Raw genomic sequence first — 25,068 nt, 5'->3', positions numbered from 1 at the left:
GTCGGCGGCGCGGGGTCGCCGAGGAAAGGGAGTCCAGCCTCGTGATGCTCCCGGGGAGTGCGGGGCCTGACGGGACAACCGGGCAGGCCACGGCCGCGATCCGCAGACGGGAGGGGGCTGGCAACGCGTTCTTCGACGCAGGCGCTCCTTGCGGGCGCCAGCTGTCCAGTCTACCAGTCCGACCCCCGCGGCCGCTGTGGCGCAGGGCACCTACGGCTCGCGGACCTCGGGCCCGATCTGGGCGGGCATGACCCCGCCCGCCACCGTCACCATGTGCAGCGATCTTCCGTCCGGGCCCAGCAGGACCCCCATGCGCTTGGCGACCCGGAGCATGACCAGGCTCTCGATGAGCTCGATCCCCGGCACCTTCTCCTGGAGCGCCAGCTCGGCGTTCATGACCTCCGCCACGGAGCGCAGCCACATCGTGACCACGAAGTTGGCCTGGCCGGTCACCGAGGCGGCCAGCCGCACGGCCCGGAGCGGGCGGATCGCGGCCGCCGCAGCGGCATGCTTGCCGGGGGGCACCTTGGCGTACCACGTGCACGTCACGGGGAACCCCACCGCCAGCTGGGAGACGTCGCAGCGGAAGGACATGAGCCCCGAGCCGAGCACCCGGGCGAGCTGGCGCTGGACGGCCGAGGGGCTGCGGCCGAGCACCTTGGCCATCTGCGCCGCCGAGGCGCGGCCGTCCCGGATGAGCAGCGGCACGAGGTCCCGGCAGGCCGGGGGCAGGGGTCCGGGGACCGGCCGGGGGCCCGGCAGCTCGGCGAAGGCGGCAGCCTGCTGGGGGTCCAGCGCCTGGAGGCGCCAGGAGTGGCCCGCCTGGTGGAGGCGGCTGCCGAGCGAGGTCTGCACCCGCTCCACGCCCGGGACGGCGAGGATGGCCGGGGCCGTCGTGAGGGCGTAGTCCGGCATGGTCTCGGTGAACACGGTCAGCATGAGGTCGTGGTGGCCCGCGGGCAGCTCGACTGTCTGCACCTGAGGGATACGGCACAGCGCCTCGGCCACCTCGCCCACCCTGCCCGGCTCGCAGTCCACGTCGACGAAGGCGAGGTTCATGGCCGTGGGGTCCCCCGCGCTGTAGGCCGTGACCCACGCGGCCCCGCTGCGGCGGATCCGCTCCCACCGGGCGGCGAGGGTGGCGGGCCGGACCCCGAGGATGGCCCCGGCGTCCTGCCACGTGACGCGCGGGGCGATCTGCAGCGCGTGGATGAGCTGGAGGTCAGCCTCGGTGAGCTCGTGATCCATCTCACTGATCGCATGATCCTGACCGAAATGGCTGCTTCTCTGCATGATATCGACAGTCTAGGGGTCCGATCCGCTCGGCAAAAGGACACTTGAGGGCAATCACCACATTGCGCTCCGCACCACAGGGAAGGCCACCGTGACACTCCTCGAAGACGCCCGCACACTGCACGGGGACATCGCCGGGCTCCGGCACGCGCTCCACCGCGAGCCCGAGATCGGGCTCGAGCTGCCCCGCACCCAGGAGAAGGTGCTCGAGGCGCTGGACGGCCTCGGCCTCGAGGTCACCACGGGCACCGAGACCACGTCCGTCACCGCCGTCCTGCGCGGCAGCGGCGCCGCCGACGACGGGACCCGTCCCGTGGTCCTGCTGCGTGCGGACATGGACGGCCTCCCGGTGCAGGAGCGCACCGGAGTCGACTACGCCTCGAAGCTCGACGGCGCGATGCACGCCTGCGGGCACGACCTCCACACCTCCATGCTCGTCGGCGCCGCCACCCTGCTGGCCGACCGCAGGCACACCCTCGCCGGGGACGTGGTCTTCATGTTCCAGCCGGGCGAGGAGGGGTTCGACGGCGCCTCCTACATGCTCCGCGAGGGGGTGCTGGACGCGGCCGGCCGCCGGGCCGACGCCGCCTACGCCCTGCACGTCTTCTCCTCGATGGCCCCCCACGGCCAGTTCCTCACGCGCCCCGGTGTCATGCTCAGCGCCTCGGACGGGCTCTTCGTGACCGTCCGCGGCGCGGGCGGCCATGGCTCTGCCCCGCACGCCGCGAAGGACCCGGTCACGACGGCGGCGGAGATGGTCCTCGCGCTCCAGACCATGGTCACGCGCCAGTTCGACATGTTCGATCCAGTGGTGGTGACCGTGGGCCGGCTCGCCGCCGGCGCGAAGCGCAACGTCATCCCGGACACCGCGGAGTTCGATGCGACGATCCGCACGTTCTCCGAGGCGCACCGCGAGCGCATGCAGCAGGCCATCCCGCGCCTGCTCGAGGGGATCGCGCACGCCCACGGCCTCGAGGTCGAGGTCCGCTACGAGGCCGAGTACCCGCTGACCGTCACCGACGCGGCAGAGACGGACTTCGCCGAGGCCGCGGTCGCGGAGCTCTTCGACGGACGCCACGCCCGCCTCGCCCAGCCGCTCAGCGGCTCGGAGGACTTCTCCCGGGTCCTCGACGAGGTGCCCGGCAGCTTCATCGGGCTGGGAGCCGTCCCGCTCGGCTCCGACCCCTCCACGAGCGCGTTCAACCACTCCCCCTACGCCACGTTCGACGACGGAGTCCTCGCCGACGGCGCTGCCCTGTACGCGCACCTCGCGCTCTCCCGCACCTCCCAGCTCGCATCCCGGCTCTGATCGCCATGGACCGCGACACCCATCCCGAACCCCCCGCCCCCATCCCTTCCCCGGAGACGACCATGACCACAGCACTCACCGGCCCGGCACAGACCCGCCGCGCCCCCTCGGCCCGCCGCACCCTCATCGGCACCGGCATCGGCAACGCCGTCGAATGGTACGACTGGGCCATCTACGCGACCTTCGCCCCGTACTTCGCGGCCCAGCTCTTCAGCAACACCGACCCGACCTCGGCGATCCTGAGCACGCTGGCGATCTTCGCCGTCGGCTTCGTGGCCCGCCCGTTCGGCGGCTTCATCTTCGGCTGGATCGGCGACCGGATCGGCCGCAAGTCCTCCATGACGCTCGCGGTCGGCCTCGCAGCCCTGGGCAGCCTGCTGATCGGCATCTCCCCGACCTTCGGCGCCGTGGGCGCCTGGGCGTCCCTACTGCTGCTCGTGGCCCGCCTCATCCAGGGCCTGGCGCACGGCGGCGAGCTGCCCTCGTCGCAGACATACCTCTCCGAGATGGCCCCCCGCGAGAAGCGTGGCCTGTGGTCCACGCTCATCTACACCTCCGGGACCGTCGGCATCCTCGGCGGGACGCTGCTCGGCGCGGTCCTCTCGGGAGTCCTGAGCAAGGCGGACATGGCCGCGTGGGGCTGGCGCATCCCGTTCCTCATCGGTGCCGCCTTCGGCCTGTACGCGCTCATCATGCGCGCCCGCCTCAAGGAGACCGACGCATTCGAGCACGAGACCGTCCAGGAGCGCCACGAACCGATGTGGCCGCAGATCGTGCGCCACCGCAGGCAGGCACTCCAGGTCATCGGGCTGACCGTCGGCCTCACCGTCTCCTACTACATCTGGGGCGTCGTCGCCCCCACCTACGCCTCCACCACCCTCGGCATGGACCGCGGCGAGGCCCTCTGGGCATCCAGCATCGCCCTCGTCGTCTTCATCGCCATCCTACCCCTGTGGGGCAGGGCAGCAGACCGGTTCGGCCGCAAGCCCATCATGTGGGCCTCCGCACTCGGCGCCGCCGCCATGCACTACCCCATGATCTGGCTGCTCAGGGACTCGCCCTGGCAGCTCACCGTCTCGATGTCCGTCATGCTGTTCTTCATCGCCGGCTCGGCCGCGATCGTCCCGGCCGTCTACGCCGAGCTGTTCCCGACCTCGATCCGCACCGTGGGCGTGGGCGTTCCCTACTCGATCTGCGTGGCGCTGTTCGGCGGCACCGCGCCCTACCTCCAGCAGTGGCTCACGGGCCTCGGCTCGGCGAACCTGTTCAACGTGTACTCTGTGGCGCTCCTGCTGGTCAGCGCGGTCGTGGTCTTCACGATCCCCGAGACGAAGGCCAAGGACCTCAGCCACTGAGAACCGCCCGTCCCGTCTGCCGGCAGGTCCCCCCGGGCCTGCCGGTAGCCTTTAAGGCGATGAGCGAGCAGCCCCCCACCCCCGCATCCCCCAACCCCGTGACGCCGGGCAGCCAGGCCTCCTTCGGCACATACCGGCGCCAGCCCGTGAGCTTCGTGCGCCGCGGCACGCGCCTGCAGGGCCGGCGGCAGCAGGCATGGGACGAGCACGCGGACGCGTTCGTCGTCGACGTGCCCCGCCATGTCGCGGACACGTCCGTGCACCCGGACTACGTGTTCGACGCCGAGGAGGAGTTCGGCAGGACGGCGCCGCTCGTCGTCGAGATCGGCTCGGGCCTCGGCGAGGCGGTCGTCGCGGCCGCCGAGGCGGACCCCGGGAAGGACTTCCTCGCCGTCGAGGTCTACCGCCCGGGGCTCGCGAACACGCTCCTGCGGATCGGACAGCGCGGCCTGACGAACGTCCGCGTGGTCCAGGCGAACGCGCCCGAGGTGCTCGGCTCGATGCTCCCGGCCGGGTCCGTCAGCGAGCTGTGGGTCTTCTTCCCGGACCCGTGGCACAAGGCGAAGCACCACAAGCGCCGCATGGTCAAGGACTCGTTCGCGGAGCTCGCAGCGCGGGTCCTCGCCCCGGGCGGGGTGTGGCGGCTCGCCACTGACTGGTCGGGCTATGCGCAGCAGATGCGCGAGGTGGTCGCCGGCTCGGAGCACTTCCGCAACGCGCACGACGGCGAGCGCACCGGGGCGGAGAGTCCCCTCACCGCCGCGTGGGCCTCCGGGGCAGACTGCGAGGCCACCGGCGAGCAGGACACCGTGGGCGGCTGGGCGCCCCGCTTCGAGGGCCGCGTCCTGACGAGCTTCGAGAACAAGGCGGCCAATGCCGGACGGGTCATCTTCGACCTCACGGCGGAGCGCCTTCCCGCCGTTCCGTGACCTTCGGCCCTAGGCCGGGCAGACGGCCGGGCAGAGCCTAGGTCCAAGGACCACGGCACAGGAGGACGGCGGAGATGAGCCATCAGGGCGCGGACAAGAGGATTCTGGTGGGCGTTGACGGCTCGGAGGCGTCCGTGGAGGCCCTGCGCCACGCCCAGCATCTGGCCACCGCGGTGGGCGCGGAGCTGGACGCGGTGACATGCTGGGAGTTCCCGCCCATCTACGAGGGCTTCGTCGAGATGGAGGCCGGGGACTTCGAGAAGCGCGCCCGCGAGCTCCTGGAGGAGTCAGTGGCCAAGGCCTTCGGGGCAACGGTGCCCGAGAACGTGGTGCAGCACCTGCTCTACGGCCCTCCCCGGCAGGCGCTCATCGATGCCAGCAGGAAGGCCACCATGCTCGTGGTGGGCCGCCGCGGCCACGGGGGCTTCCCGGGCCTCGCACTCGGCTCCGTCAGCTCTGCCTGCGTGGCGCACGCCGAGTGCCCCGTGCTCGTGGTTCACGCGCCGCACCACGGCGCGGACCAGCTGCACTGACCGGGACGTCGTTCAGGGCCACCGCCCAGGCCCCCGTCCTGGGCGCAGGGCGCGCAGTGCGTTCAGGATGGCGGCGAGGTCCACGGCCTCCTGGGAGAGGGCACCGGCCACAGCCGGGACGTAGCCCCAGGCTGCGGCTGCCATGAGCGCGATGCTCAGGGCGATCCCGATCCAGATGCTCTGGAGGGCCACCCGCACTGTGCGCTGCCCGATCGCCACCGCGAGCGCGGCCCGGGCCAGGTCGTCCTGCAGGATCACGACGTCGGCCGACTCCCCCGCCGCGGTGGAGCCGCGCGCGCCCATCGCGACCCCGACGTCGGCCGCAGCGAGGACGGGCGCGTCATTGACGCCGTCGCCCACCATCATCACAGGACGGTGCGGGAGCGAGCGCACCGCCTCCACCTTGTCCGCCGGGAGGCACTCCGCGCGCACCTCCGCGAGCCCCGCCTCCGCGGCGATGCGCTCCGCCGTGGGCAGTGCATCGCCCGTGAGCATGACGAGGTCCTCCACGCCGAGGGCGCGGAGCCGGTCCAGTGTGGCGGGCGCCTCGCGTCGCAGCGGGTCGCTGAGCATCAGCACTCCGGCGAACCGGCCGTCCACCCCCACGTAGACGGCCAGCTGGCCCTCGGCCAGGACGGGCTCGTGCACCCCGCTCGCGTAGGCGGCGACGAACGAGGGCTTGCCCACCACGACATCCCGTCCTGCCACGTCCACGCGCACACCGTGCGTGGCGTGCTCGCTCGCCCCGGTCCCCGGCGCGAGCTCGAGCCCGCGGTCCGCCGCGGCCGCGATGATCGAGGCCGCGAGGACATGGGACGAGTACTGCTCGGCGGAGGCCGAGAGGCGCAGGAGCGCGGTGGGGTCCGTCCCCGGCTCCGGCAGGACGCCCAGGAGTGTGGGGCGGCCATAGGTCAGGGTGCCCGTCTTGTCGAAGACGGCCGTGCGGATGCGGCCCAGGAGCTCGAGCACCCCCGCGTACTTGACCATGATCCCCGAGGCGGCCGCACGGTTCGTGCCGCCGAGGAACGCGACGGGCGCCGCGATCAGGAGCGGGCACGGGGTGGCCACGACCAGGACCTCGGCGAACCGGGTGGGGCTCCCGCTGACCGCCCAGGCGACGGCCCCCAGGGCGTAGGCCAGGACCGTGAAGGGAACCGCGTAGCGGTCCGCGAGCCGTACCATCGGCGCCCGGCTCTCCGAGGCCTCGCGCACGAGGGCGACGATCCGGCTGTACTGGGAGTCCTCGAGCGCCGCCGTCGAGCGCAGCAGGACCGCAGCCTCCCCGTTCACAGACCCGCTCATGACCTCGTCTCCGGCGGACCGTTCGACGGGAAGGCTCTCCCCGGTCAGCGAGGACTCGTCGAAGACGCCCGAGTCCGAGAGCAGCATGCCGTCCACAGGGACGACCTCCCCGGAACGGACCAGGAGCACGTCCCCCACGCGCAGGTCCGCGGCGGGGACGTCCTCGTAGCCGTCCCCGACGGCCCGACGCGCCGTCCGGGGCGTCCGCTCGAGCAGCGCCGCCAGCTCGGCCTTCGCCCGTCGCGCCGCATAGTCCTCGAGCGCCGTGCCCACCGCGAGCATGAGGACGATGATGAGCGCGGCGACATACTCCCCGACCAGCACGGTGCTGACGATCGCCGTGACGGCCAGGATGTCGATCCCCCACCGCCCCCGCCCCAGCGCACGGGCCATGCGCGCACCGAGCCGCACGGCCACGGCCAGCGCGAACGCGCTCGCGGCCCACCGGCCGGCCAGCTCCTGGCCGGACCCGAGCAGGAGGGCCACCGCGGCAAGGGCGAGCAGCGTGCCGCCCACGAAGGGGTATCGGGCGACGATCCCGAGCGGACGGAGGCCGGACCGACCGGGCGCGGGCCGTCCTCCCTTCCTCAGGGAAGGATCCTCAACGCGGTGTCCCACGCGAAGTTCTCGTGCTCGGGGTTCACCTGCAGGCCGTAGACCGTGAGCATGATGGCCTCGAGCTCCCGGGCCCTGCGGAGCGGCCCTGTGTCGATGGGCCGCATCCCGGCATGGGCGGCCAGGGCGCTCACCTTCTCCTTGGCGTCCTCGGAGTCGCCCGCGATGAACACGTCGAGGTGCTCGCCTGCCACGGAGCCCGTCTCGAGGGTCGCGGCCAGGACCGTGTTGAAGGCCTTCACCACCTCGGCGCGGCCCCTGAGCATCTCGGCGAGCTGCTCTGCCGCGGAGAGCCCCAGCGGGGTGAGGAGCCCGTCGAACGTCGCGACGTCCACGGTGTTGGTGACGTCCACGACCACGCGTCCCTCGAGCCCGTCGCCCAGCTCGAGGACGGCGTTGTGGACCTCGGCATACGGGATGGCGAGGAACACCAGGCCGCCCTCGAGGGGCGCGCCGGTGATCCCGCCGGTCGCGCCGGGACCGAGGGACTCCACCAGGTCCCGGGTCCTGCGGCCGTCGCGTCCGAGGATCTGCACGGCCCGGCCGGCCCGCAGGAAGGCCCGCGCCAGCCCGCGCGCCATGTGTCCGCTACCGATGATGCTGATCTCAGCCATGGTCCGTTCGCTTCCTTCCCTCTGTGGCGCACCGAGGCGGCCGCCGGTGTGGAGGCCGCCTCGGGAAGGGCCCGCGCCACTGCGCGGGCTTCCGGCACGCGCCGGGTGTCACATGGTGCGGCGCTCGCTCACGGTCCCGCGGCCCAGGAGCAGGCCGAGGGCGATCATCACGACGCCGAGGGACAGGTGCAGCCAGTTGTCCGCCGTGTTGACGGGGATGAAGTTGGCAGCCCCGGCCTGGTCGATGAACAGCCCGTACAGCCAGATGACGAGGTAGACGACGCCGCCGCCGATGAGGAAGTACTTCGACTGGGCCACAGTGCGTGCCATCAGCAGGCCGACCGCGCCGAAGAGCAGGTGGACGATGTTGTGGAGCACCGAGACCTGGAAGATGCCGAAGAGCATCGCCCCCGAGTCCGCGCCCGCGAAGGCCAGCTCGGAGTAGCGCGTGGTGATCCCGGGGATGAAGCCGAGGATTCCCACGAGCGCGAAGACAGCAGCGGCGACAAGCGTGGTCTCCTGGATCGCCGTGCGGTAGCTCCGGGCGCTGATGCCCGGATGCGCCGAAGATGCAGACATGATGCCTTCCTTGGTTGGATCTGTTGCTGGCAGGACTCCTGACATCTCCGAGGATCCGAGGAACCCGCCGCGTTCCACAGAGGCTTTGGGCCCTACGGTGCGCAGCACTGCTGGGGCTTGACGGCCGGGCTCGGCGGGCCGCGTAGCATCGAAAGCATGGCTGAGGCAGCGCGCACGTGGAAGGGCATGATCGAGATGTGCCAGGGGCTCCTCGTCCGCAAGACTGGCCAGGACCGCGCGTGGTGGGCAGCGAGGGCACGCGCGGCGGGGGTACTGGACGACCGGGCGCTTGCGGAGTGGATGGGCTCCGAGCACGGGGTGACCGGGTACGCGCGCTACGCGGTCTCGTGGGAGATGTTCGGCTATCCGGAGTTCATGCTCCGCGATGCGGACGAGCTCTTCGCCGGCCAGTACGAGGACCGCGAGCACCTCCGGCCGATCGGCGAGGCCATCCTGGCCTGGGCCGGGGAGGCCGACGGCGTGACGGTCCAGATGCGCAAGACCTACGTCTCGCTCCACTCGCCCCGGCGCAAGTTCGCGCAGGTTGCCCCTGCCACGAAGTCCGCCGTGGACGTGGCCCTCCGCTGGGAGGGCCCGGCGCCCGAACGCCTCGAGCCGCTCCGCGCCCGCCCTGGCGACCCGTTCGCCTGGCGGATCCGCCTGCGCAGCGCCGACGAGGCGGACGAAGAGCTCTTCAGCCTCCTCGCAGCGGCCCGGGACCAGAATTCCTGAACGCACTGCAGCTGTGATCGGCTCCGGCGGGCTCCGGCAGGCTCTGGTCCGGCCCCACGGCCGGGAGTAGTGTGGGCCTCCCGAGGGAGGAGGGATCATGACAGCATTCCGCGCCTATACGGAAGAAGAGAAGCGCAGCTACGTCGCGCCCACGTGCGAGGCGTGCGGCCAGCACCGCCACATCGTGTGGCATCAGGACGGCGACAACTGGGTGCCCCGGGACCGGGGCTGCTCCAACGAGGCATGCCGCGAGTTCGGCCAGGCCCGCGACAGCTGATACGGCCGTAGCCCGCCGCCCGGTCCCGCGCGACCCGGTTCCACGCGAGCCGGTCCCGCGCGAGCCGGTTCCACGCGAGCCGGTCCCGCGCGAGCCGGTTCCACGCGAGCCGATCCGCCCCTGAGGCGACCGGCCCGCGCAAGTCACAGCCCGTCGTCGTGCGCGTGCACGCCGTCCAGCTCGACCCGCCCGCCCGGGAGCCTCCAGAAGTGGAGCCTCAGGGCGGCGGGCGTGTTCTTCTCGACGGAGGCGCGCCACAGGACCGCGCCGTCGTCCGCCCTGACGCGATGCGGATCGTCGCCGCCCTCCCCCTCGCGCACCCGGTGGAGGTCCAGGGGCTTGGCGTACCGCTGGTCCTCGACGAGGACGCGCACGACGGCGTCCAGCGCCTTCGCGCGCTTCCCCGCCACATGCGCGTCCCCCAGTGCCGCGAGGAAGCCCGCGCCCACCGTGTACGCACTGGGCGCCGGGAGCACCACAGTGGACTTGTCCTCGGGAGCGATCACCTTGGCCCACGCGAGGTAGAGCTCGTAGTGGAGGGCCGCCTCGGCGGTCGGGAAGAGCCTGCCCAGCTCCGGCAGCCCGGACCGCCCGAGCTGCCGCGTCTTGGTGCGCATGGTCTGGCGCATGGCGTGGAGCTCGGCGCGGAGCCGGTCACGGTCCGCCTCGAGCCGGTCACGCTCCGTGGAGAGCCGGTCCACCTCCGCCTCGAGCCCGTCCCGCTCGCCGACGGTTCGCGCGTGCTCGTCCTCGAGCGATTCGAGCGTTTTGCGGAGGCGCGCGGCCTCCGCGGCAGCGCTGCGCCCTTGTCCCGCGAGGGCTCCGAGCACCTCGATCGTCCGGAGGGCGTCACGGAGGGCTGCCCTCCCCGCCGGACGGCCAGCAGACGCGTGCGGCACCGGGCCGTCGGCCTGCCCTGAGGCCGCCCGCCCGGGGGCGGTCTTCGCGGCTGCAGTCCCGTCGCCGCCATGCCCCTCCCGTGCGCCACGGACCGCCGCGCTGCTGCCCTGGCCTGCAGCCCGGCCGCCATGTCCCGGCGCGTCCCGCCCGAGCTCGAGCCACGGCACCCCGCCCTCCACGAGGGCCGGCGCGGTGGAGACCGGCTCGTCCTCGTCCACGTCCAGCACGGAGAGCCTCACCCCGCCGGTGTCCGAGAGGAGCCGCGCCGCGACGACTTCGCCCGGGGCGAGGAGCTGGTCCACGGCGTCGAGGGGATTCGAGGAGACGTCCCCGCGCCCCACCTCGCGGTCCAGCCCGGGCCACAGGCGCAGGACCGCGCGGTCGGGGGCGGAGGAGACGACGAGGGCGAGGACGATCCGGCCCGACCCGTAGTCCTTGAGGGGGCGCGGGTCCGTCCGGGTGGTCCGCGGGCGGAAGCGCCCCGAGCCGCGTTCCACGCTCCCGGGGATCGCGTGGCCCCGCCCGAAGACCCACTCGAGCGGGACACCCGGGACCACGTCCTCGGCGTGGAGCGAAGCCTGCCGCCCGTCGGGGAGCTCCACGATCGCGCAGCCCTCGGCCACCGTCCCGACGAACCGGGCCACAACCTCCTGCTCCTCAGACGCCTGCGGGGTCTCGAGGACCGTCACGGCGGGGCCGCTCGAGAGGGCGTCCTCGATGAGCATCTCCGCCGCACGGCCCGGCCCCCACCCCCTGACGAGCCGGGGCGGGAGGCCGTCCCACCGCTCCCCCGGCGGGTAGACCCGCCCCGCGTTGCCGAACACCCCGCGCTGCCGCGCGCCAAGCCGCTCCTCGAGGGCCCACGTGAGGGCGCCGTTCTCGATGAGCCACACGTCCGCGGCCGTCTCGACGCCCCGCGCGATGCGGCCGGCGTCGATCATGTCCTCGGGATGGTCGGGATGCTGGGAGACGATGACAAGGGGCGCGTCCCGCTGCGGTGAGAGGACAAGCTCCGCCAGCGCGGCGCCGTCGTGCGCAACCTGCACGGGGACCGCCGCCGGTGTTCCCCGGCCGGGCCCGCGGGACGGCCCCGCCGCGCGATGTCTCCGAGCGCCCATCACTGCCCCCTCCGGCTTCGCTCCCTGATGGGACAAGGCAACCACAGGGGTCCGACAGAACTCGGCAGCGGACCGCCGCGCACCGGATCAGGACACCGGGGCCAGCCGGCGGGCTTGGCCGGTCAGCCGGCGCGCCGATCCGGCCAGCCGGCGGGGGGCCGGTCAGCCGGCGGGCTTGGGCTCCTGGACCAGGCCCGCGCCGTCGACGCCCGTGAGCTGCCACTCGTCCTCGTCGAGCTCCTCGAACTCGACGGCGGCGAGGACCTCCTGGGTCTCGGGGTCGATCATGTACGCCTCGTCGTCCTCCTCGACCATGACGTAGGCGCCCTTGTCGGTCGTGAAGCGCCATGCGAGGGTCTTGACGCCCTCGTGGCGGTAGTTCGGGTCGCCCATCGTGATCTCGGCCAGCTCATGGCCCGCCACGTCGCACAGCTCCCGGATCACGAGCTCGAAGTCCGGCATGTCCGCGAGGGCGTCCACCTCGGCCTCCGCGCGGCGCTCCTCGAGGTCGTCGATGAGGCCCACGCGGCGGGCGATCTCGTCCTCGATCCCGTCCTCGTCCAGCGCGAGCAGGCCCTCGGCACCGCTCAGCCACGCACCGTTGAGGGAGACCAGGTCCTCGTCCGCCTGGACGGCGTCGAACCGGTCGTCGAGCTCCTCGAGCCGCTGGACCGCGGGGACGGAGGAGTCCCCGTCGAGGTACGCCTCGGCGTCGTCCTCGCCGAGCGCCTCGAAGCCGGAGACCAGCTCGTCGAAGAGCGCGGCGTGCCGCTCGGCGCCCATCGCGCGCAGGCCGTCGCGCACGTACTGGTCGATGTCGTGGTGGTCGCCCGAGTTCACCACGTACTGGGCGAACCCGCCCTCGAGCGACTGGGTGAGGTAGAAGTCCACGTAGTAGCTGCGCAGCGCGTCCGCCGCGATCTCGCGCTCGTCGAGCAGCTCCTCGTACATCGCGTTCACCACGTCGACATTCGCGTCCACCACGGCCTCGCTGCCGGCCTCCACGGCCTGGGCCGGGAGGACCACGGGGTTCTGGTCAGTGCTCATGCTTCGCTCCTCGCTCTGGGCGTCACTCACGCTTCGAACGTACGACGACGCTGCCCGCCCCGCGCGCGAGGGCCCGGTGAACGTTGGGCGAACCTTGGGCGAGCTCCGGGGGCCAGTGAAGGGGCCGGCGGCGCGCGCAGGGCCCGGGCCGCACTGGGGCCGGCCGCGCTGGGGGTCAGCGCTGCGGGCGCCAGACGACGAGCGCCTGTGATCTGGGCTGCGGGCGCTGGCCGCGGGCAAGGCTCACGACGTCTCCGGCCACGCCGGCGGCGAAGACACGGCGGGGATCGGTGCCGCGCCGCTCGGCGTCGGCGAGCTCCGCCTGCAGCTCGGCGACGCGCGCCTGGAGTGCCGCGACCTGGTTCTCGAGGTCGAGGATGCGCCGGATGCCCTCGAGCGAGACGCCGCCCTTCGAGAGGCGCTGGACCTCGCGGAGCATCTCGACATCGCGCTGGGAGTACCGGCGCTGCCTGCCGGGCTGCCGCGAGGGCGAGACGATGCCCAGGCGGTCGTACTGGCGCAGGGTCTGCGGGTGCATCTCGGCCAGCTCCGCCGCCACGGAGATCACGAAGATCGGAGCGTACGGATCGAGGGCCATGGCCTACAGCTTCGCCTTCTCGGCCAAGTGGGCGCGGGGATCCGCCTGGCCGTTCTTCGCCACGGCGGCGGCGAAGGCGCGCACGGCCTCCTCCGCCTCCTTGGTCAGGTTCTGCGGCACCACCACGTCGATGGTCACGAGGAGGTCCCCAGTGCCCTTGGAGGTCTTGACGCCCCGGCCCTTGAGCCGCAGCGTGCGGCCGGAGTTGGTGCCTGCGGGGACCTTCATCTTCACGGTCCCGCCGTCCACCGTGGGGACCTCGATCTGCGCGCCGAGCGCCGCCTCGTCGAAGGTCACGGGGACGTGGATGCGCAGGTTGTCGCCCTCGCGGGCGAAGAAGTCATGGGGCTTGACGTGGACAGTGACCATGAGGTCGCCGGGGCCGGCGGACCCGGGCCCGCCCTTGCCGCGCACGCGCACCTTCTGGCCGTCCCGGATGCCCGCGGGGACGCGGACGTCGATCACCTCGCCGCTCTGCTCGCGCAGCCCGATCGTCGTGCCGCGGATCGAGCCGGCGAAGGAGATCGTCGTCGTCGCCTGCCTGTCGGCGCCCTTCTGGGGCGGGGGCTGGAACCCGCCGCCGTAGCCCGCGCCGCCGAATCCGCCGCCGAACAGGTCGGCGAACTCGGGCGGGACGTTGCCCGTGCTGAACCCGCGCGAGTGCCGCCCGGCGCCTCCCGTGAACAGGCCACCGAACAGGTCCTCGAAGCCAGCGGCCCCGCCGCCCGCGCCGCCGGGGGCGAAACGGGCCCCGCCCATGGCCCGGATGGCGTCGTACTGCTGCCGCTCCTCCGGGTCCGAGAGCACGTGGTGCGCCTCGGTGATGTCCTTGAACCGCTTCTCCGCCTCGGCATCCCCCGGGTTGGTGTCCGGGTGGTACTTGCGGGCGAGTTTGCGGTACGCCTTCTTGATCTCATCCGCGGAGGCGTCCTTGGACACACCCAGAATGGCGTAGAAGTCCTTCTCCACCCAGTCCTGACTTGCCACGAACGCTCCTTAAGATCGGGTACTGCTTCAAGTTTCCTACTGTTCCGGGTACACATCCCGACCGTCTTTGGGCATTTCGGGTACACCAGCGGGATGGCCGGTGTACCCGAAACGCCCAGAAGGCGGGTTGATGTGTACCCGGAACGGGGCGGCTACTGCGGGGTGGCCACGATGACCTGGGCCGCGCGCAGCACACGCCCCTGCGTGCGGTAGCCGCTGCGGAGCACCTGCTGGACCGTGTCCACCTGGATGCCCTCGCCCGGCTGCTGCATGAGGGCCTCGTGGATGTTCGGGTCGAACTCCACGCCCGCCTCGCCGATCCTCTCGAGGCCGTGGGCCTTGAGCGCCTGCTCGAGCTTGGACGCGATCGCCGCGAACGGCCCCTCGGCGAGGTCGCCGTGGGCGCGTGCCGCGTCGATGTCGTCCAGGACCGGCAGCAGCGAGTTCAGGACGCCGACCACGGCGACCTCCCCCGCGACCGCACGGTCCCGCTCGACCCGCCGCCGGTAGTTGACGTACTCCGCCTGGAGGCGGAGCAGGTCCTCGCGCAGCTCGGCGATGACGGCATCGTGCGCCGCTGCCTCGGCGCCCGCCGCGGCCTCGCTCAGGATCTGCTCCGCCTGGGCCAGCGCGTCCCCGGAATCGTGCGCCTCGTCCACGGGACGGATGTCCTCGTGGTGCTCCGCGCCCTCCGCCGGGCGCTCCTCGCCCTCGGCGTGGCGCGCCTTCCCGGTCACGGGGTCCACCTTGCGGTGGTCCCGGATGACGGGCTCGGGCCGGTCGGAGTCAGCTTCCCGCTGGCGCTCGTGCTCGTGCTCGTGCTCGTTTCCGTGGTGGGGGGCCATGGCTACTTCTTCTCGTCCTCGTCCACGATCTCGGCGTCGACGATGTCCTCGTCCGCCCCGGACTTGTCCCCGGCGTCGGCCGTGCCGGCCTGCGCGCCGTCGGAGGGAGCCTGGGCCGAGGCGTAGATGGCCTCGCCGAGCTTGGTCTGGGACTGCTGGAGCTTCTCGTAGGCGGCCTTCACAGCGTCGTCGTCCGTGCCCTCAAGAGCCTTCTTGAGCGCGTCGACGTCGCCCTGGACCTCGGTCTTGACCTCCTCGGGGAGCTTGTCCGCGTTGTCCGCGATGAGCTTGTCCACCGAGTAGGCGAGCTGCTCCGCGGCGTTGCGCGTGTCGGCAGCCTCGCGGCGGGCCTTGTCCTCGGCGGCGTGCGCCTCGGCGTCAGCCACCATGCGCTCGATGTCCTCCTTGGACAGCGCGGTGCCGCCCGAGATGGTCATCGACTGCTCCTTGCCGGTGCCCTTGTCCTTAGCGGACACGTGGACGATGCCGTTCGCGTCGATGTCGAAGGTGACCTCGATCTGCGGAACGCCGCGCGGGGCCGGGGCGATGCCGGTGAGCTCGAAGGTGCCCAGCGGCTTGTTGTCCCGGGTGAACTCGCGCTCGCCCTGGAAGACCTGGATGGACACGGACGGCTGGTTGTCGTCAGCCGTGGTGAAGGTCTCGGACCGCTTGGTCGGGATGGCCGTGTTGCGCTCGATGAGCTTGGTCATCACGCCGCCCTTGGTCTCGATGCCGAGGGAGAGCGGGGTGACGTCGATGAGGAGGACGTCCTTGCGCTCGCCCTTGAGGACACCGGCCTGGAGCGCGGCGCCGACGGCGACGACCTCGTCCGGGTTCACGCCCTTGTTCGGCTCCTTGCCGCCGGTGAGCTCCTTGACGAGCTCGGACACCGCCGGCATGCGGGTGGAGCCGCCCACGAGGATGACGTGGTGGATGTCGGCGAGCTTGATCCCCGCCTCCTGGATCACGTCGTGGAAAGGCTTCTTGGTGCGCTCGAGGAGGTCCTTCGTGAGGTCCTGGAACTTGGCGCGGGAGAGCGCCTCGTCGAGGTGCACCGGGCCGTCAGGAGTGACGGAGAGGTACTGGAGGGAGATGTTGGTGCTCGTCGAGGACGAGAGCTCCTTCTTGGCCTGCTCGGCCGCCTCGCGGAGGCGCTGGAGGGCGATCTTGTCCTTGGAGAGGTCGATGCCCTTGGCCTTGAGCTGGCCGAGCAGGTAGTCGACGACCCGCTGGTCCCAGTCGTCGCCGCCGAGGCGGTTGTCACCGGCCGTCGCGCGGACCTGGATCGTGGAGAAGCCGTCGTCGTCCTTGCCCACCTCGAGGAGGGAGACGTCGAACGTGCCGCCGCCGAGGTCGAAGACGAGGATGAGCTCGTCCTCCTTGCCCTTGTCGAGGCCGTATGCGAGGGCGGCCGCGGTGGGCTCGTTGACGATGCGCAGGACGTTGAGGCCCGCGACCTCACCGGCCTCCTTCGTGGCCTGGCGCTCGGCGTCGTTGAAGTACGCCGGGACGGTGATGACGGCGTCGGTGACCTTCTCGCCCAGGTACGACTCGGCGTCGTTCTTGAGCTTCATGAGGATGCGCGCGGAGATCTCCTGCGGCGTGTACTTCTTCTCGTCGATCGCGATGGACCAGTCGGTGCCCATGTGGCGCTTGACCGAGGCGATGGTGCGCTCGATGTTGTTGACGGCCTGGCGCTTGGCGATCTCGCCGACGAGGACCTCGCCCGTCTTGGAGAACGCGACGACGGACGGCGTGGTGCGGCCGCCCTCGGCGTTGGCGATGACGGTCGGCTCGCCGCCCTCGAGGACGGAGACGACGGAGTTGGTGGTGCCGAGGTCGATGCCTACTGCACGGGACATAGGTTCCTCCTGCTGGTTCTGGTCGGGCTCAGTCGCCCAACAAGAAGTTGAGCGGTCTGCGCTCAAGTCTACGCACGGACCTTTCCATGTCAACTCAACCTGAGTCGACACGGCTCAAGTTCGCTCCCGGCTCAACTTCGCCCCCGGCTCGGCCCTGGCCCGGCGTGGCTCAGCGCCGGCCGCTGACCTCCGTGCCCGCATCCTGCGGGAGCCGCAGGGAGTCCACGACCGAGGCGAGCATGAGCACGGCGATCGCCACGAAGGCGACCCGGTACGCGAGCGCACCGTCCCCGCCCGCGGACCACCCGGCGTCGTGCGCCACCTGCCCGGCCACGCGGATGAGCAGCGCGCCCACCGCCACTCCGAGCGCGTGCGCGAGCTGCACGAGCGTGTTCGCCACCGCGTTGGCGCTCGGGAGCCGGGCAGCGTCCACCTCGGCGTACTGCACCGTCATGTACGCGGAGAAGCCGACCGAGCGGAAGACGCCGGAGGCGAGGAGGACCCCGAAGAGCACGGCGTCCGGCCACGCGGGATCCGCGAGGCCGCAGAGCACGAACGTCCCGGCCGAGGCCGCCGCCGCCCAGACGAGCACGGGGCGGAAGCCGAAGCGGCGGATGAGCGGCGTGGTGGCAGGCTTGATGCCGATGTTGCCGACGAACACCGCCGCGACCATGGCCCCGGCCCGCACCGGGTCCCACCCGAACCCGTCCTGGAGCATGAGCGGGAGCATGAACGGCACGGCCGAGATGGTGAGCCGGTAGACGAACCCGCCCGTCTGGGTGGCGCGGAAGGTGCGCACGCGCAGCACCGTCAGGTCGAAGAGCGGTGCGGTGGCGCGGCGCATCCACGCCACGGCGGCGGCCAGGGCGACGAGGCCGACGACGACGAGGGCGCCTCCCGCCGCGGCCTCGCCGGCCGCCCCTCCCGCGGCGCCCAGCCCGCCGGCGTCCGCGTGGCCTGCCCCTGCCCCCGCGCCGCGGCCGAGGAGCTCGAGGCCGATGACGACGGCGGCGACTCCCGCCGTCGTGAGCGCGAGCCCGGGCCAGTCGAGGCGCCGGAGCGGATCCGCACCGCCGCTGGGGACGATCCTGAGCGCCGCGACGAAGGCGGCGGCACCGAGGGGGAGGTTGACCAGGAAGATCCAGTGCCACGAGAGGTACTGCGTGAGCGCGCCGCCCACGAGTGGCGCGACGACGGGCGCGGCGAGGGCAGGCCACACGAGGAATGCTGTGGCCTTGAGCAGCTGGTCCTTGGGCGTGCCCCGGAGCACGAGCAGGCTGCCCACGGGGACCATGAGCGCGCCCGCGAGGCCCTGGACGGCGCGGAAGGCGGTGAGGGCCGCGAGCCCGGGGCTCAGCGCGCACGCGAGCGAGGCGAGGGTGAAGAGGGCGATCGCCGAGCAGAAGACACCGCGTGCCCCGAACCTCTCGGCGAGCCACGAGCCGAACGGGATGCCCATGGCGACCGTGACGAGGTAGGCCGTCATGGCGATGCCGGCGTCCGCCGCCGCGACACCGAAGTCGGCCCCTATCGCCGGCAGCGCGGTGACGAGGGCTGTCCCGTCCAGGAACTCCATGAAGTACGCAGCGGCCACGAGCAGCGCGAGGCGGGGGTTCCAGGGTGCGGTCACTGTCACAGGGTAGCGACGGGGCGCCCCGCACTACGCCACGGATGTGAAATGGATGTTTACAAGAATGGAAATTTGCCTCAAGAACGACCCGTACAACCCGCAGTTCAACTCGCAGGGCATCTCCTGCGACATGACCGGCGGCTCCTCCGGCGGGCCGTGGTTCATCGGCACGGGCTCGGAGGGGTACCAGAACTCGGTCAACTCCTACGGCTACGGCAGCCGCTCGGACGTCATGTACGGCCCGTACTGGGGCTCCGTGATCCAGTCGGCCTACTCGGCTGCAGCGAGCTGACGCCGGGGGCGCTGGGCCGGCTCCCGGGCCAGCGCCGCTGAGCCCTGCCGGGACCTGCAGACGGCGGGCCGGGGGCACACAGCCCCGGCCCGCCGTCGTGCGCCTGGAGAAGGCCACCGGAAGGCGCCGGGCGAGGACGCCAGAGGAAGACCGCTGCCCGCTCAGAACGCGGGGTAGCCGTAGCCCATCTGCATGAGCTCCGGTGCCTGGCCCGAGGCCGCGAGCGCCACGACGCCGGCGGTGAGCAGGACGCTGACCACGAGCCACACGGCGGAGAACCTCGCGAGCGCGCGGAGCTCGGCGCGGCTCACGGGGGCAGTGTCCGCGCGCACCGCTTCCACCGTTGCGCGGAGGCGCTCCACCGGGGTGGGCGCGATGGGGGCGAGGACGTTCGAGGCCGAGTCCGTGGTGCCGTCCACGAGCGTGGCGACCATGCAGTTGCTGCGGCGGTCCAGACGGAGGTGCGCGATGCGGCCGCCGTGGCGCGCGAGGAGGATGTCCTCGCCGAGGTGCATGCGGCGGCGGGTGCGTGGGCGGCGGCTGTCGATGAGGGACATCGGTGCTCCTTTCGTGGCGCGGGGCACCGTTGCCCTCGTTTTTCGTATATGATCCGCCCTCCAGCGTACGCCCCGCGACGACGCGGACGACGCCGAAGGGGGCCTTTCGTAGCCAAGTTCACACGCGCCGCCTACCGTGGTCCCATGAACGGCCCCGACGGCGCCGACACCGGCGCGAGCGCATCTGGCCCTCCGAGCGCGGCCGGCGTCTCCGGCGCTGTCGATGCTTTGGGCGCAGCAGGGGCGGCGGGCGCCGCGGGCACAGCGGGCGCCGCGGGCACAGCGGGGGCGGGCGGCCAGCCGGCCTTCCACGACGTCTACTCCCACGGGCACCACGAGAGCGTGGTCCGCGCCCACGCCTCCCGCACCGCCCAGAACTCCGCCGCGTACCTCCTCCCCCACCTGTCCCGGGGGCTCTCCGTGCTGGACGTGGGGTGCGGTCCCGGCAGCATCACGTGCGACCTGGCCGAGCTCGTGGCGCCGGGCGAGGCGCTGGGGATCGACCGCTCCGAGGACATCGTGGCGCAGGCCCGGGCCCTCGCCGCCGAGCGCGGCCTGCCCCACGTCCGGTTCGCGGTCGGCAACGTGTACGACCTCGAGCTCGACGACGAGGCCTTCGACGTGGTCCACGCCCACCAGGTCCTCCAGCACCTGAGCGACCCCGTGGCGGCGCTGCGGGAGATGCGCCGCGTGGCCAAGCCCGGCGGGATCGTGGCCGTGCGGGACGCCGACTTCCACGGCATGAGCTGGTACCCGCAGCTGCCGGAGCTGGACGAATGGATGGAGCTGTACCAGCGCATTGCGCGGCACAACGGCGCGGAGCCGGACGCCGGACGGCGGCTCGTGGCGTGGATGCAGGAGGCAGGCTTCACCGACGTCTCCCCCACGAGCAGCAACTGGCTCTACGCGACCCCGCAGCAGCGGGTCTGGCAGGCGCGGGTGTGGGGCGAGCGGGTGCTGCACTCGGCGTTCGCGGAGCAGGCGCTCGAGTACGGCTTCGCCGAGCAGGCGGACCTGGACCGGATCGCCGCCGGCTGGCACCGCTGGGGCTCCTCTGTGGACGGCTGGTTCCTCATCCCCAACGGGGAGGTCATCGCTCGGGCGTAGGGGGATGCGGACGTGCACGGACGCACGCCTGCCGAGGCCGATGACGGGCTGGCTGTTCCTCCACAGGCATCCGCGCGGGCGTGTCGTCCACATACGACGGCGGGGACGCACCTCGGGGGCCGCCCCGCCCTAGCGTCGGGGCATGGACCCATTCGATGACCGACAGCGCAGATTCCCGCCCGACTACCCCCAATCCGAACCCGCGTGGACCGCCAGCGGCTACGTGAGGCCGGAACCATACACCGCCGAGGTTGACCAAGTAGACTTGGTCAACATGGGCCAGTACAACGTGCAGGACGCCAAGACGCGGCTCTCGGAGCTGCTCAACCTGGTCGAGGCGGGCGAGGACGTGGTGATCGCCAAGGCCGGCCGACCCGTGGCCCGACTCGTCAGGATCGAGCGCCCCTACAAGCGCCGCCTGGGGTTCGTGCACGGGACGCTGCCTGAAGACTTCCTCGAGCCCCCGCGAGAGGAGGACATCGCACCATGGGAAGGCCCCCTTATCTCCTCGACTCCCACGCACTCGTCTGGGCACTGACCGAGCCCCGGAAGCTCTCCCGCAAGGCCAAGAACGCCATCGAGTCCTGGGAGTCGATCCTCATTGCGTCCGCGGTGACGGCCTACGAGCTGTCGTACAAGCGGCGCGCCGGCCGGCTTCCCGGTCTCGAGGGGCTCTTCGTCGGCTACCGCAGGCATGTTCTGGAGCTCACCGCCGAGGAGCTGCCGATCAGCGGGGTCCACGCACTCGAAGCCGGCGGGCTCGAGTGGGAGCATCGAGACCCCTTCGACCGACTGATCGCCGCACAGGCCCTCGTGGAGGGCTTCACCCTGATCACAGCGGACCCGGTCTTCGACGGGCTCGAAGGCCTCGAGGTGCTGTGGTGAGCCGACGGGCCCTACGCTTGTCTGGTGCCGATCTCCCTCTGGGCCACCCTCCTCGGAGCCTGCCTGCTCATCAGCTTCACCCCTGGCGCTGGCGCCATCAACACCATGAGCAACTCGCTCAATGCCGGATTCCGCCGGGCGCTCTGGGGCGTGCTCGGCCAGCAGGCCGCACTGGTCATCCACCTGGCGATCGTGGCCGCAGGAATCGGTGTGATCGTGGCGAGCTCCCCGATCGCCTTCAACGTGATCCGCTATCTGGGCGCCGCCTACCTCGTCTACCTGGGCGTGCGGCAGTTCCTGCGCCGCCCCGACCTCTCCGAGGACACGGCAGCGGCCCTCGCGAACGAGTCCGGCCGCTCCATGTTCCAGCGCGGCCTGTGGGTGAACCTGCTCAACCCGAAGGCCATCGTCTTCTTCCTGGCCTTCATCCCCGGCTTCGTGCAGCCCGAGCATCCGCTGTGGAGCCAGTACCTGATCATCGGCGCAACCATCGTGGTGGTGGACATCGTCGTCATGTGGTTCTTCTTCGCCCTCGCCGCCAAGAGCTTCCAGCGGTTCACCCGCAGCGAGAAGGGCCAGCGGGCGCTCAACCGCGTCTTCGGCGTGCTGTTCGCGGCCGTGGGCGTGCTCCTCGCGGTCAGCTGAAGCCGGGCCGGCCGGGCTTCGGCGTGATTCCGCGGCGAGCGGGGGCCGACTCTATGCTTGGACCCATGAACCCGACGGCGAGCACATACCGGATCCTCACCGTCTGCACCGGGAACATCTGCCGCTCGCCCATGGCCGAGTCCATGATCGCGCACGCGCTGCGCGAGGCCGGCTTCGAAGGGTTCGCAGCGGTCGACTCCGCCGGGACCACCCACTACGAGGTGGGCCGCCCCATCGACCCCCGCGCCGCCCGCATCCTAGGGCTCCACGGACTCGCCGCCCCCACGCACGCCGCCCGCCAGTTCGACCCGGCCTGGTACCACGAGCGCGAGCTCATCCTCGCCCTCGACGTGGACCACTACGGCCACCTCCGCGAGAACGCACCGGCCGGGACCGAGCACAAGGTGCGCATGATGCGCGAGTTCGACCCCGCCGTCGCACATCTCGACCACCTGGACCAGGGCATCGAAGACCCCTGGTTCGGTGACCACCGCGACTTCGAGCTCACGTGGACGCTGCTCGCCGCCGCCGTGCCCGGCGTCATCGAGCACGTGCGCAGCGAGCTCGCACGGCGCGAGCACGAGCCCACGAGCGCCTGACACGTGGCAGCCACGCACTTCGGCTCCGCGCGCACCCCGGCTGTCATCGCCGTCGACGGCCGCTCAGGCGCGGGGAAGACCTCCCTCGCGGTAGAGCTGGCCGCAGCGCTTCGCGCCCATCGGAACGTTGCGCTCCTGCACCTCGAGGACGTCTACCCCGGCTGGGACGGGCTTGCTGCCGGGATCGACGCATGCGCTGCCCGTCTCCTCGGACCGCTGCGCCGGGGGGAGACGGCGCGCTGGCGGCCGTGGGACTGGGCCGCCGGCGCCGAGGGGCCTGAGCGGGAGAGCGAGCCCGCGGACGTCGTGATCCTCGAGGGCGTCGGTGCCGGCGCCGCCCCGCTGCGCGAGTTCTCGGACGCCGTGGTGTGGGTCGAGGCGCCCGCCGCGGAGCGCAAGCGGCGTGCCCTCGCCCGGGACGGCGAGACGTACGCGCCCTTCTGGGAACAGTGGGCCGCGCAGGAGGACGCCTGGCTCGCAGCGGACGACGTCCCCGCCGCCGCGGATGTGACCGTGGGAGGGCCTCGCGCTGGCGGGCCCGACGGCGAGGGCGGCGGGCACGGTGGGCCGCGGCCCGAAGGCGTCGCGCCACGGGTCCTCGCTGCACTCGCAGAGCTGCCCGCGCTGCGGGAGGCCCTCGCTCCGGAGCGTGCCGAGCGCGAGGCGGTGGGGGTTCTCGCACGGCGGATTGCCTGCCGTCCCAACCCGGAGGAACTGTTCGCGGGCCTGTTCGGCGCGTCCGGGCACGCCGTCTGGCTCGACTCATCCGACGCCGAGATGGGGGGCCTGTCCAGCGAAATGGGGGACCTGACCGGCGAGATGGGGGGCCTGGCCAGCGAAATGGGGGTTCTGACCGCCGAAATGGGGGTCCGGAGCCGCTTCAGCATCATGGCGGACGACGGCGGGCAGCTCGGCCGGCGCATGGCCCACCGGCGCGGCGCAACCGAGGTAGTCTTCGGGCCCGGTACCGAGGTGCCCGCTGCGGCCCGCTTCCAGTCGCCCTTCTTCCGCTGGCTCGACTCCGCCTGGGTGCAGGACGGCCCCGCAGCCGTCCCCGGGCTCCAGTGCGGATTCGCTCTGGGCTGGCTCGGGTACCTGGGCTACGAGCTCAAGCGCGAGTGCGGGGGCAACGACGTGGACCCGGGGCTGCCCGACGCGCAGCTCGTCTTCGCCTCACGCGCCGTGGTCCTGGACCATGGTCAGGGCGAGGCATGGCTCCTGGCCCTCGACGCGCCCGGCGCTTCCGAGTGGCTCGACGACGCTGCCACGATCGTCGCAGGCTCACAGGAGACCCCGATCTCGGCGGCCCACACCCCCATCTCGGCGGCCCACACCCCCATCTCGGCGGCCCACACCCCCACCTCGGCGGTCCAGCCCCCCACCTCGGCGGCCCACACCCCCACCTCGGCGGGGACCGGGCTGGGGGCGCGGCCGGCCTTCGCGAGCCGGGACTCCGCGGCGGGGTACATGGACAAGGTCCGCGCATCCCAGGCCGAGATCGCCGAGGGAAACACCTACGAGGTCTGCCTCACCACTGCGCTCGAGGCCACGGTCCCCAGCGCAGACCCCCTCGCCGCGTACCGCGCCCTGCGCCGCCGCAGCCCGGCCCCGTTCGCGGCGTTCGCGCGCTTCGGGCCGCTCGCCGTCGCGAGCACCTCGCCGGAGCGCTTCCTCGCCGTCACCGCGGACGGGTCCCTGCGCGCCGAGCCGATCAAGGGGACCCGGCGCCGCCGGGCGGATGCGAGCACGGAGGAGGACGCCGCCGTCGTGCGTGAACTCGCCGCGAACCCGAAGGACCGCGCCGAGAACCTCATGATCGTCGACCTGCTCCGCAATGACCTCAGCCACCATGCGGTGCCGGGCTCGGTGAGGGTGTCGCGGCTGTTCGCGGTGGAGTCGTATGCGACCGTGCACCAGCTGGTGAGCACGATCGACGCGCGGCTGCGGCCCGGCGCGTCCCGCGCGGAGGCGGTCGCGGCGGCGTTCCCGCCCGGCTCCATGACCGGCGCGCCGAAGATCAGCACCATGGACATCCTCGACCGGCTCGAAGCGGGCCCGCGCGGCGTGTACTCCGGCGCGATCGGCTACTTCTCCCGCACCGGGGCGGCAGACCTCTCGGTCGTGATCCGTACCCTCGTCATGGCGGGTCCGGCTGAGGCGGCGCCTGGCGAGCAGACGGGCGGGGCGCACGACGGCGGCACGCGGCTCACGCTCGGGGTGGGCGGCGCCGTCGTGGCCGACTCCGACCCGGCGGACGAGTACGAGGAGATCCGCACGAAGGCGTTCGGGGTGCTCAGCGCGCTGGGAGCCGACTTCCCCGACTGAGCCGCCCGTCGTCGTGCGCCCCCACCTCGGCGGCCCACACCCCCATCTCGGCTGCCCAGTCCCCCCTCTCGGCGGCCCACACCCCCATCTCGGCTGCCCAGTCCCCCACCTCGGCGGCCCAGTCCCCCACCTC

Annotated in this window: 24 protein-coding genes and 1 pseudogene; 13 read left to right on the top strand and 12 right to left on the bottom strand. The window is 72.2% G+C overall.

The annotated features are described in order from the left end of the window. Positions 1–210: 210 nt before the first annotated feature. Complete coding sequence (locus tag ABCQ75_RS13270) at positions 211–1,248, bottom strand: Lrp/AsnC family transcriptional regulator (protein WP_345885912.1); 1,038 nt, start codon at positions 1,246–1,248, stop codon at positions 211–213. A 136-nt stretch (positions 1,249–1,384) separates the two neighbouring features. Here ABCQ75_RS13270 and ABCQ75_RS13265 point away from each other — a divergent pair, with 136 nt between their 5' ends. From ABCQ75_RS13265 to ABCQ75_RS13250, 4 genes are all read left to right on the top strand, one after another. Continuing rightward, positions 1,385–2,602 carry a M20 metallopeptidase family protein gene (locus ABCQ75_RS13265; RefSeq protein WP_345885911.1) on the top strand — a complete coding sequence of 406 codons (1,218 nt, stop codon included), beginning with the start codon at positions 1,385–1,387 and terminating at the stop codon, positions 2,600–2,602. Between the two features lie 62 nt (positions 2,603–2,664). After that, positions 2,665–3,957, top strand: a complete 1,293-nt coding sequence (locus tag ABCQ75_RS13260; protein WP_345885909.1) for an MFS transporter — start codon at positions 2,665–2,667, stop codon at positions 3,955–3,957. Positions 3,958–4,016: 59 nt separating this feature from the next. Continuing rightward, positions 4,017–4,886 carry a tRNA (guanosine(46)-N7)-methyltransferase TrmB gene (gene trmB, locus ABCQ75_RS13255; protein WP_345885907.1) on the top strand — a complete coding sequence of 290 codons (870 nt, stop codon included), beginning with the start codon at positions 4,017–4,019 and terminating at the stop codon, positions 4,884–4,886. 74 nt (positions 4,887–4,960) lie between these two features. After that, positions 4,961–5,419, top strand: a complete 459-nt coding sequence (locus ABCQ75_RS13250) for a universal stress protein (RefSeq protein WP_345885906.1) — start codon at positions 4,961–4,963, stop codon at positions 5,417–5,419. Between the two features lie 12 nt (positions 5,420–5,431). Here ABCQ75_RS13250 and ABCQ75_RS13245 read toward each other — a convergent pair whose 3' ends face one another. The 3 genes from ABCQ75_RS13245 to ABCQ75_RS13235 all read right to left on the bottom strand — a co-directional run bounded on the left by ABCQ75_RS13245 (position 5,432) and on the right by ABCQ75_RS13235 (position 8,529). Next, a complete protein-coding gene (locus tag ABCQ75_RS13245; RefSeq protein WP_427916101.1) occupies positions 5,432–7,339 on the bottom strand; it encodes a heavy metal translocating P-type ATPase in 1,908 nt (635 codons plus the stop codon). Further along, entirely contained in the window at positions 7,309–7,950 is a 642-nt protein-coding gene (locus ABCQ75_RS13240) for an NADPH-dependent F420 reductase (RefSeq protein ID WP_345885905.1), read from the bottom strand. The genes ABCQ75_RS13245 and ABCQ75_RS13240 overlap by 31 nt, the downstream gene beginning before the upstream one ends. Before the next feature lie 108 nt (positions 7,951–8,058). Then, a complete protein-coding gene (locus ABCQ75_RS13235) occupies positions 8,059–8,529 on the bottom strand; it encodes a DUF4383 domain-containing protein (protein WP_345885904.1) in 471 nt (156 codons plus the stop codon). A gap of 156 nt (positions 8,530–8,685) precedes the next feature. On the opposite strand from ABCQ75_RS13235, the gene ABCQ75_RS13230 reads away from it, so the two are divergent. Next, positions 8,686–9,261: a DUF5655 domain-containing protein gene (locus tag ABCQ75_RS13230; protein WP_345885903.1), complete on the top strand. Its 576-nt coding sequence runs from the start codon at positions 8,686–8,688 to the stop codon at positions 9,259–9,261. A 97-nt stretch (positions 9,262–9,358) separates the two neighbouring features. Next, the gene (locus ABCQ75_RS13225; protein WP_345885902.1) at positions 9,359–9,538 is read left to right on the top strand and encodes a hypothetical protein; all 180 of its coding nucleotides are present in this window, start codon (positions 9,359–9,361) and stop codon (positions 9,536–9,538) included. A 143-nt stretch (positions 9,539–9,681) separates the two neighbouring features. Here the strand turns inward: ABCQ75_RS13225 and ABCQ75_RS13220 are convergent, their stop codons facing one another. The 7 genes from ABCQ75_RS13220 to ABCQ75_RS13190 form a co-directional block, all read right to left on the bottom strand. Continuing rightward, a complete protein-coding gene (locus tag ABCQ75_RS13220) occupies positions 9,682–11,484 on the bottom strand; it encodes a hypothetical protein (RefSeq protein ID WP_345885901.1) in 1,803 nt (600 codons plus the stop codon). Between the two features lie 234 nt (positions 11,485–11,718). Next, the gene (locus tag ABCQ75_RS13215; protein WP_345885899.1) at positions 11,719–12,603 is read right to left on the bottom strand and encodes a DMP19 family protein; all 885 of its coding nucleotides are present in this window, start codon (positions 12,601–12,603) and stop codon (positions 11,719–11,721) included. A 175-nt stretch (positions 12,604–12,778) separates the two neighbouring features. Continuing rightward, positions 12,779–13,201: a heat shock protein transcriptional repressor HspR gene (locus ABCQ75_RS13210; RefSeq protein ID WP_345885898.1), complete on the bottom strand. Its 423-nt coding sequence runs from the start codon at positions 13,199–13,201 to the stop codon at positions 12,779–12,781. A gap of 3 nt (positions 13,202–13,204) precedes the next feature. Continuing rightward, positions 13,205–14,188 carry a DnaJ C-terminal domain-containing protein gene (locus ABCQ75_RS13205; protein WP_345885896.1) on the bottom strand — a complete coding sequence of 328 codons (984 nt, stop codon included), beginning with the start codon at positions 14,186–14,188 and terminating at the stop codon, positions 13,205–13,207. Positions 14,189–14,340: 152 nt separating this feature from the next. Next, the gene (locus tag ABCQ75_RS13200; protein WP_345885895.1) at positions 14,341–15,033 is read right to left on the bottom strand and encodes a nucleotide exchange factor GrpE; all 693 of its coding nucleotides are present in this window, start codon (positions 15,031–15,033) and stop codon (positions 14,341–14,343) included. Between the two features lie 2 nt (positions 15,034–15,035). Further along, complete coding sequence (gene dnaK, locus ABCQ75_RS13195) at positions 15,036–16,895, bottom strand: molecular chaperone DnaK (RefSeq protein ID WP_345885892.1); 1,860 nt, start codon at positions 16,893–16,895, stop codon at positions 15,036–15,038. 169 nt (positions 16,896–17,064) lie between these two features. Then, entirely contained in the window at positions 17,065–18,525 is a 1,461-nt protein-coding gene (locus ABCQ75_RS13190; RefSeq protein WP_345885890.1) for an MFS transporter, read from the bottom strand. Positions 18,526–18,607: 82 nt separating this feature from the next. Between ABCQ75_RS13190 and ABCQ75_RS13185 the strand changes: the two are divergent. Next, a pseudogene (locus tag ABCQ75_RS13185) lies at positions 18,608–18,817 on the top strand (hypothetical protein); the annotation flags it as partial. A gap of 161 nt (positions 18,818–18,978) precedes the next feature. Here the strand turns inward: ABCQ75_RS13185 and ABCQ75_RS13180 are convergent. Next, the gene (locus ABCQ75_RS13180) at positions 18,979–19,374 is read right to left on the bottom strand and encodes a hypothetical protein (protein ID WP_345885888.1); all 396 of its coding nucleotides are present in this window, start codon (positions 19,372–19,374) and stop codon (positions 18,979–18,981) included. 144 nt (positions 19,375–19,518) lie between these two features. Between ABCQ75_RS13180 and ABCQ75_RS13175 the strand changes: the two genes are divergently transcribed. The 6 genes from ABCQ75_RS13175 (at position 19,519) to ABCQ75_RS13150 (ending at position 24,935) form a co-directional block, all read left to right on the top strand. Further along, complete coding sequence (locus ABCQ75_RS13175) at positions 19,519–20,481, top strand: methyltransferase domain-containing protein (protein WP_345885887.1); 963 nt, start codon at positions 19,519–19,521, stop codon at positions 20,479–20,481. A gap of 274 nt (positions 20,482–20,755) precedes the next feature. Continuing rightward, a complete protein-coding gene (locus ABCQ75_RS13170) occupies positions 20,756–21,019 on the top strand; it encodes a type II toxin-antitoxin system Phd/YefM family antitoxin (RefSeq protein ID WP_345885885.1) in 264 nt (87 codons plus the stop codon). Next, on the top strand, positions 20,968–21,366 hold the full coding sequence (locus tag ABCQ75_RS13165) for a type II toxin-antitoxin system VapC family toxin (protein ID WP_345885883.1): 399 nt from the start codon (positions 20,968–20,970) through the stop codon (positions 21,364–21,366). Before ABCQ75_RS13170 ends, ABCQ75_RS13165 begins: the two co-directional genes overlap by 52 nt. Positions 21,367–21,390: 24 nt before the next feature. Further along, the gene (locus tag ABCQ75_RS13160) at positions 21,391–22,011 is read left to right on the top strand and encodes a LysE family transporter (RefSeq protein ID WP_345885879.1); all 621 of its coding nucleotides are present in this window, start codon (positions 21,391–21,393) and stop codon (positions 22,009–22,011) included. 65 nt (positions 22,012–22,076) lie between these two features. Beyond that, positions 22,077–22,610, top strand: coding sequence for a low molecular weight protein-tyrosine-phosphatase (locus ABCQ75_RS13155; RefSeq protein ID WP_345885877.1), 534 nt, complete (start codon positions 22,077–22,079; stop codon positions 22,608–22,610). Between the two features lie 3 nt (positions 22,611–22,613). Further along, complete coding sequence (locus ABCQ75_RS13150; protein ID WP_345885875.1) at positions 22,614–24,935, top strand: chorismate-binding protein; 2,322 nt, start codon at positions 22,614–22,616, stop codon at positions 24,933–24,935. The last annotated feature ends 133 nt before the right edge of the window (positions 24,936–25,068 follow it).

It is taken from the genome of Sinomonas halotolerans (genome assembly GCF_039615075.1).
GTDB classification, from domain to species: domain Bacteria; phylum Actinomycetota; class Actinomycetes; order Actinomycetales; family Micrococcaceae; genus Sinomonas; species Sinomonas halotolerans.
The sequence above is the reverse complement of the archived record's forward strand: the minus strand, read 5'-3'. Positions and strand labels throughout refer to the sequence as shown.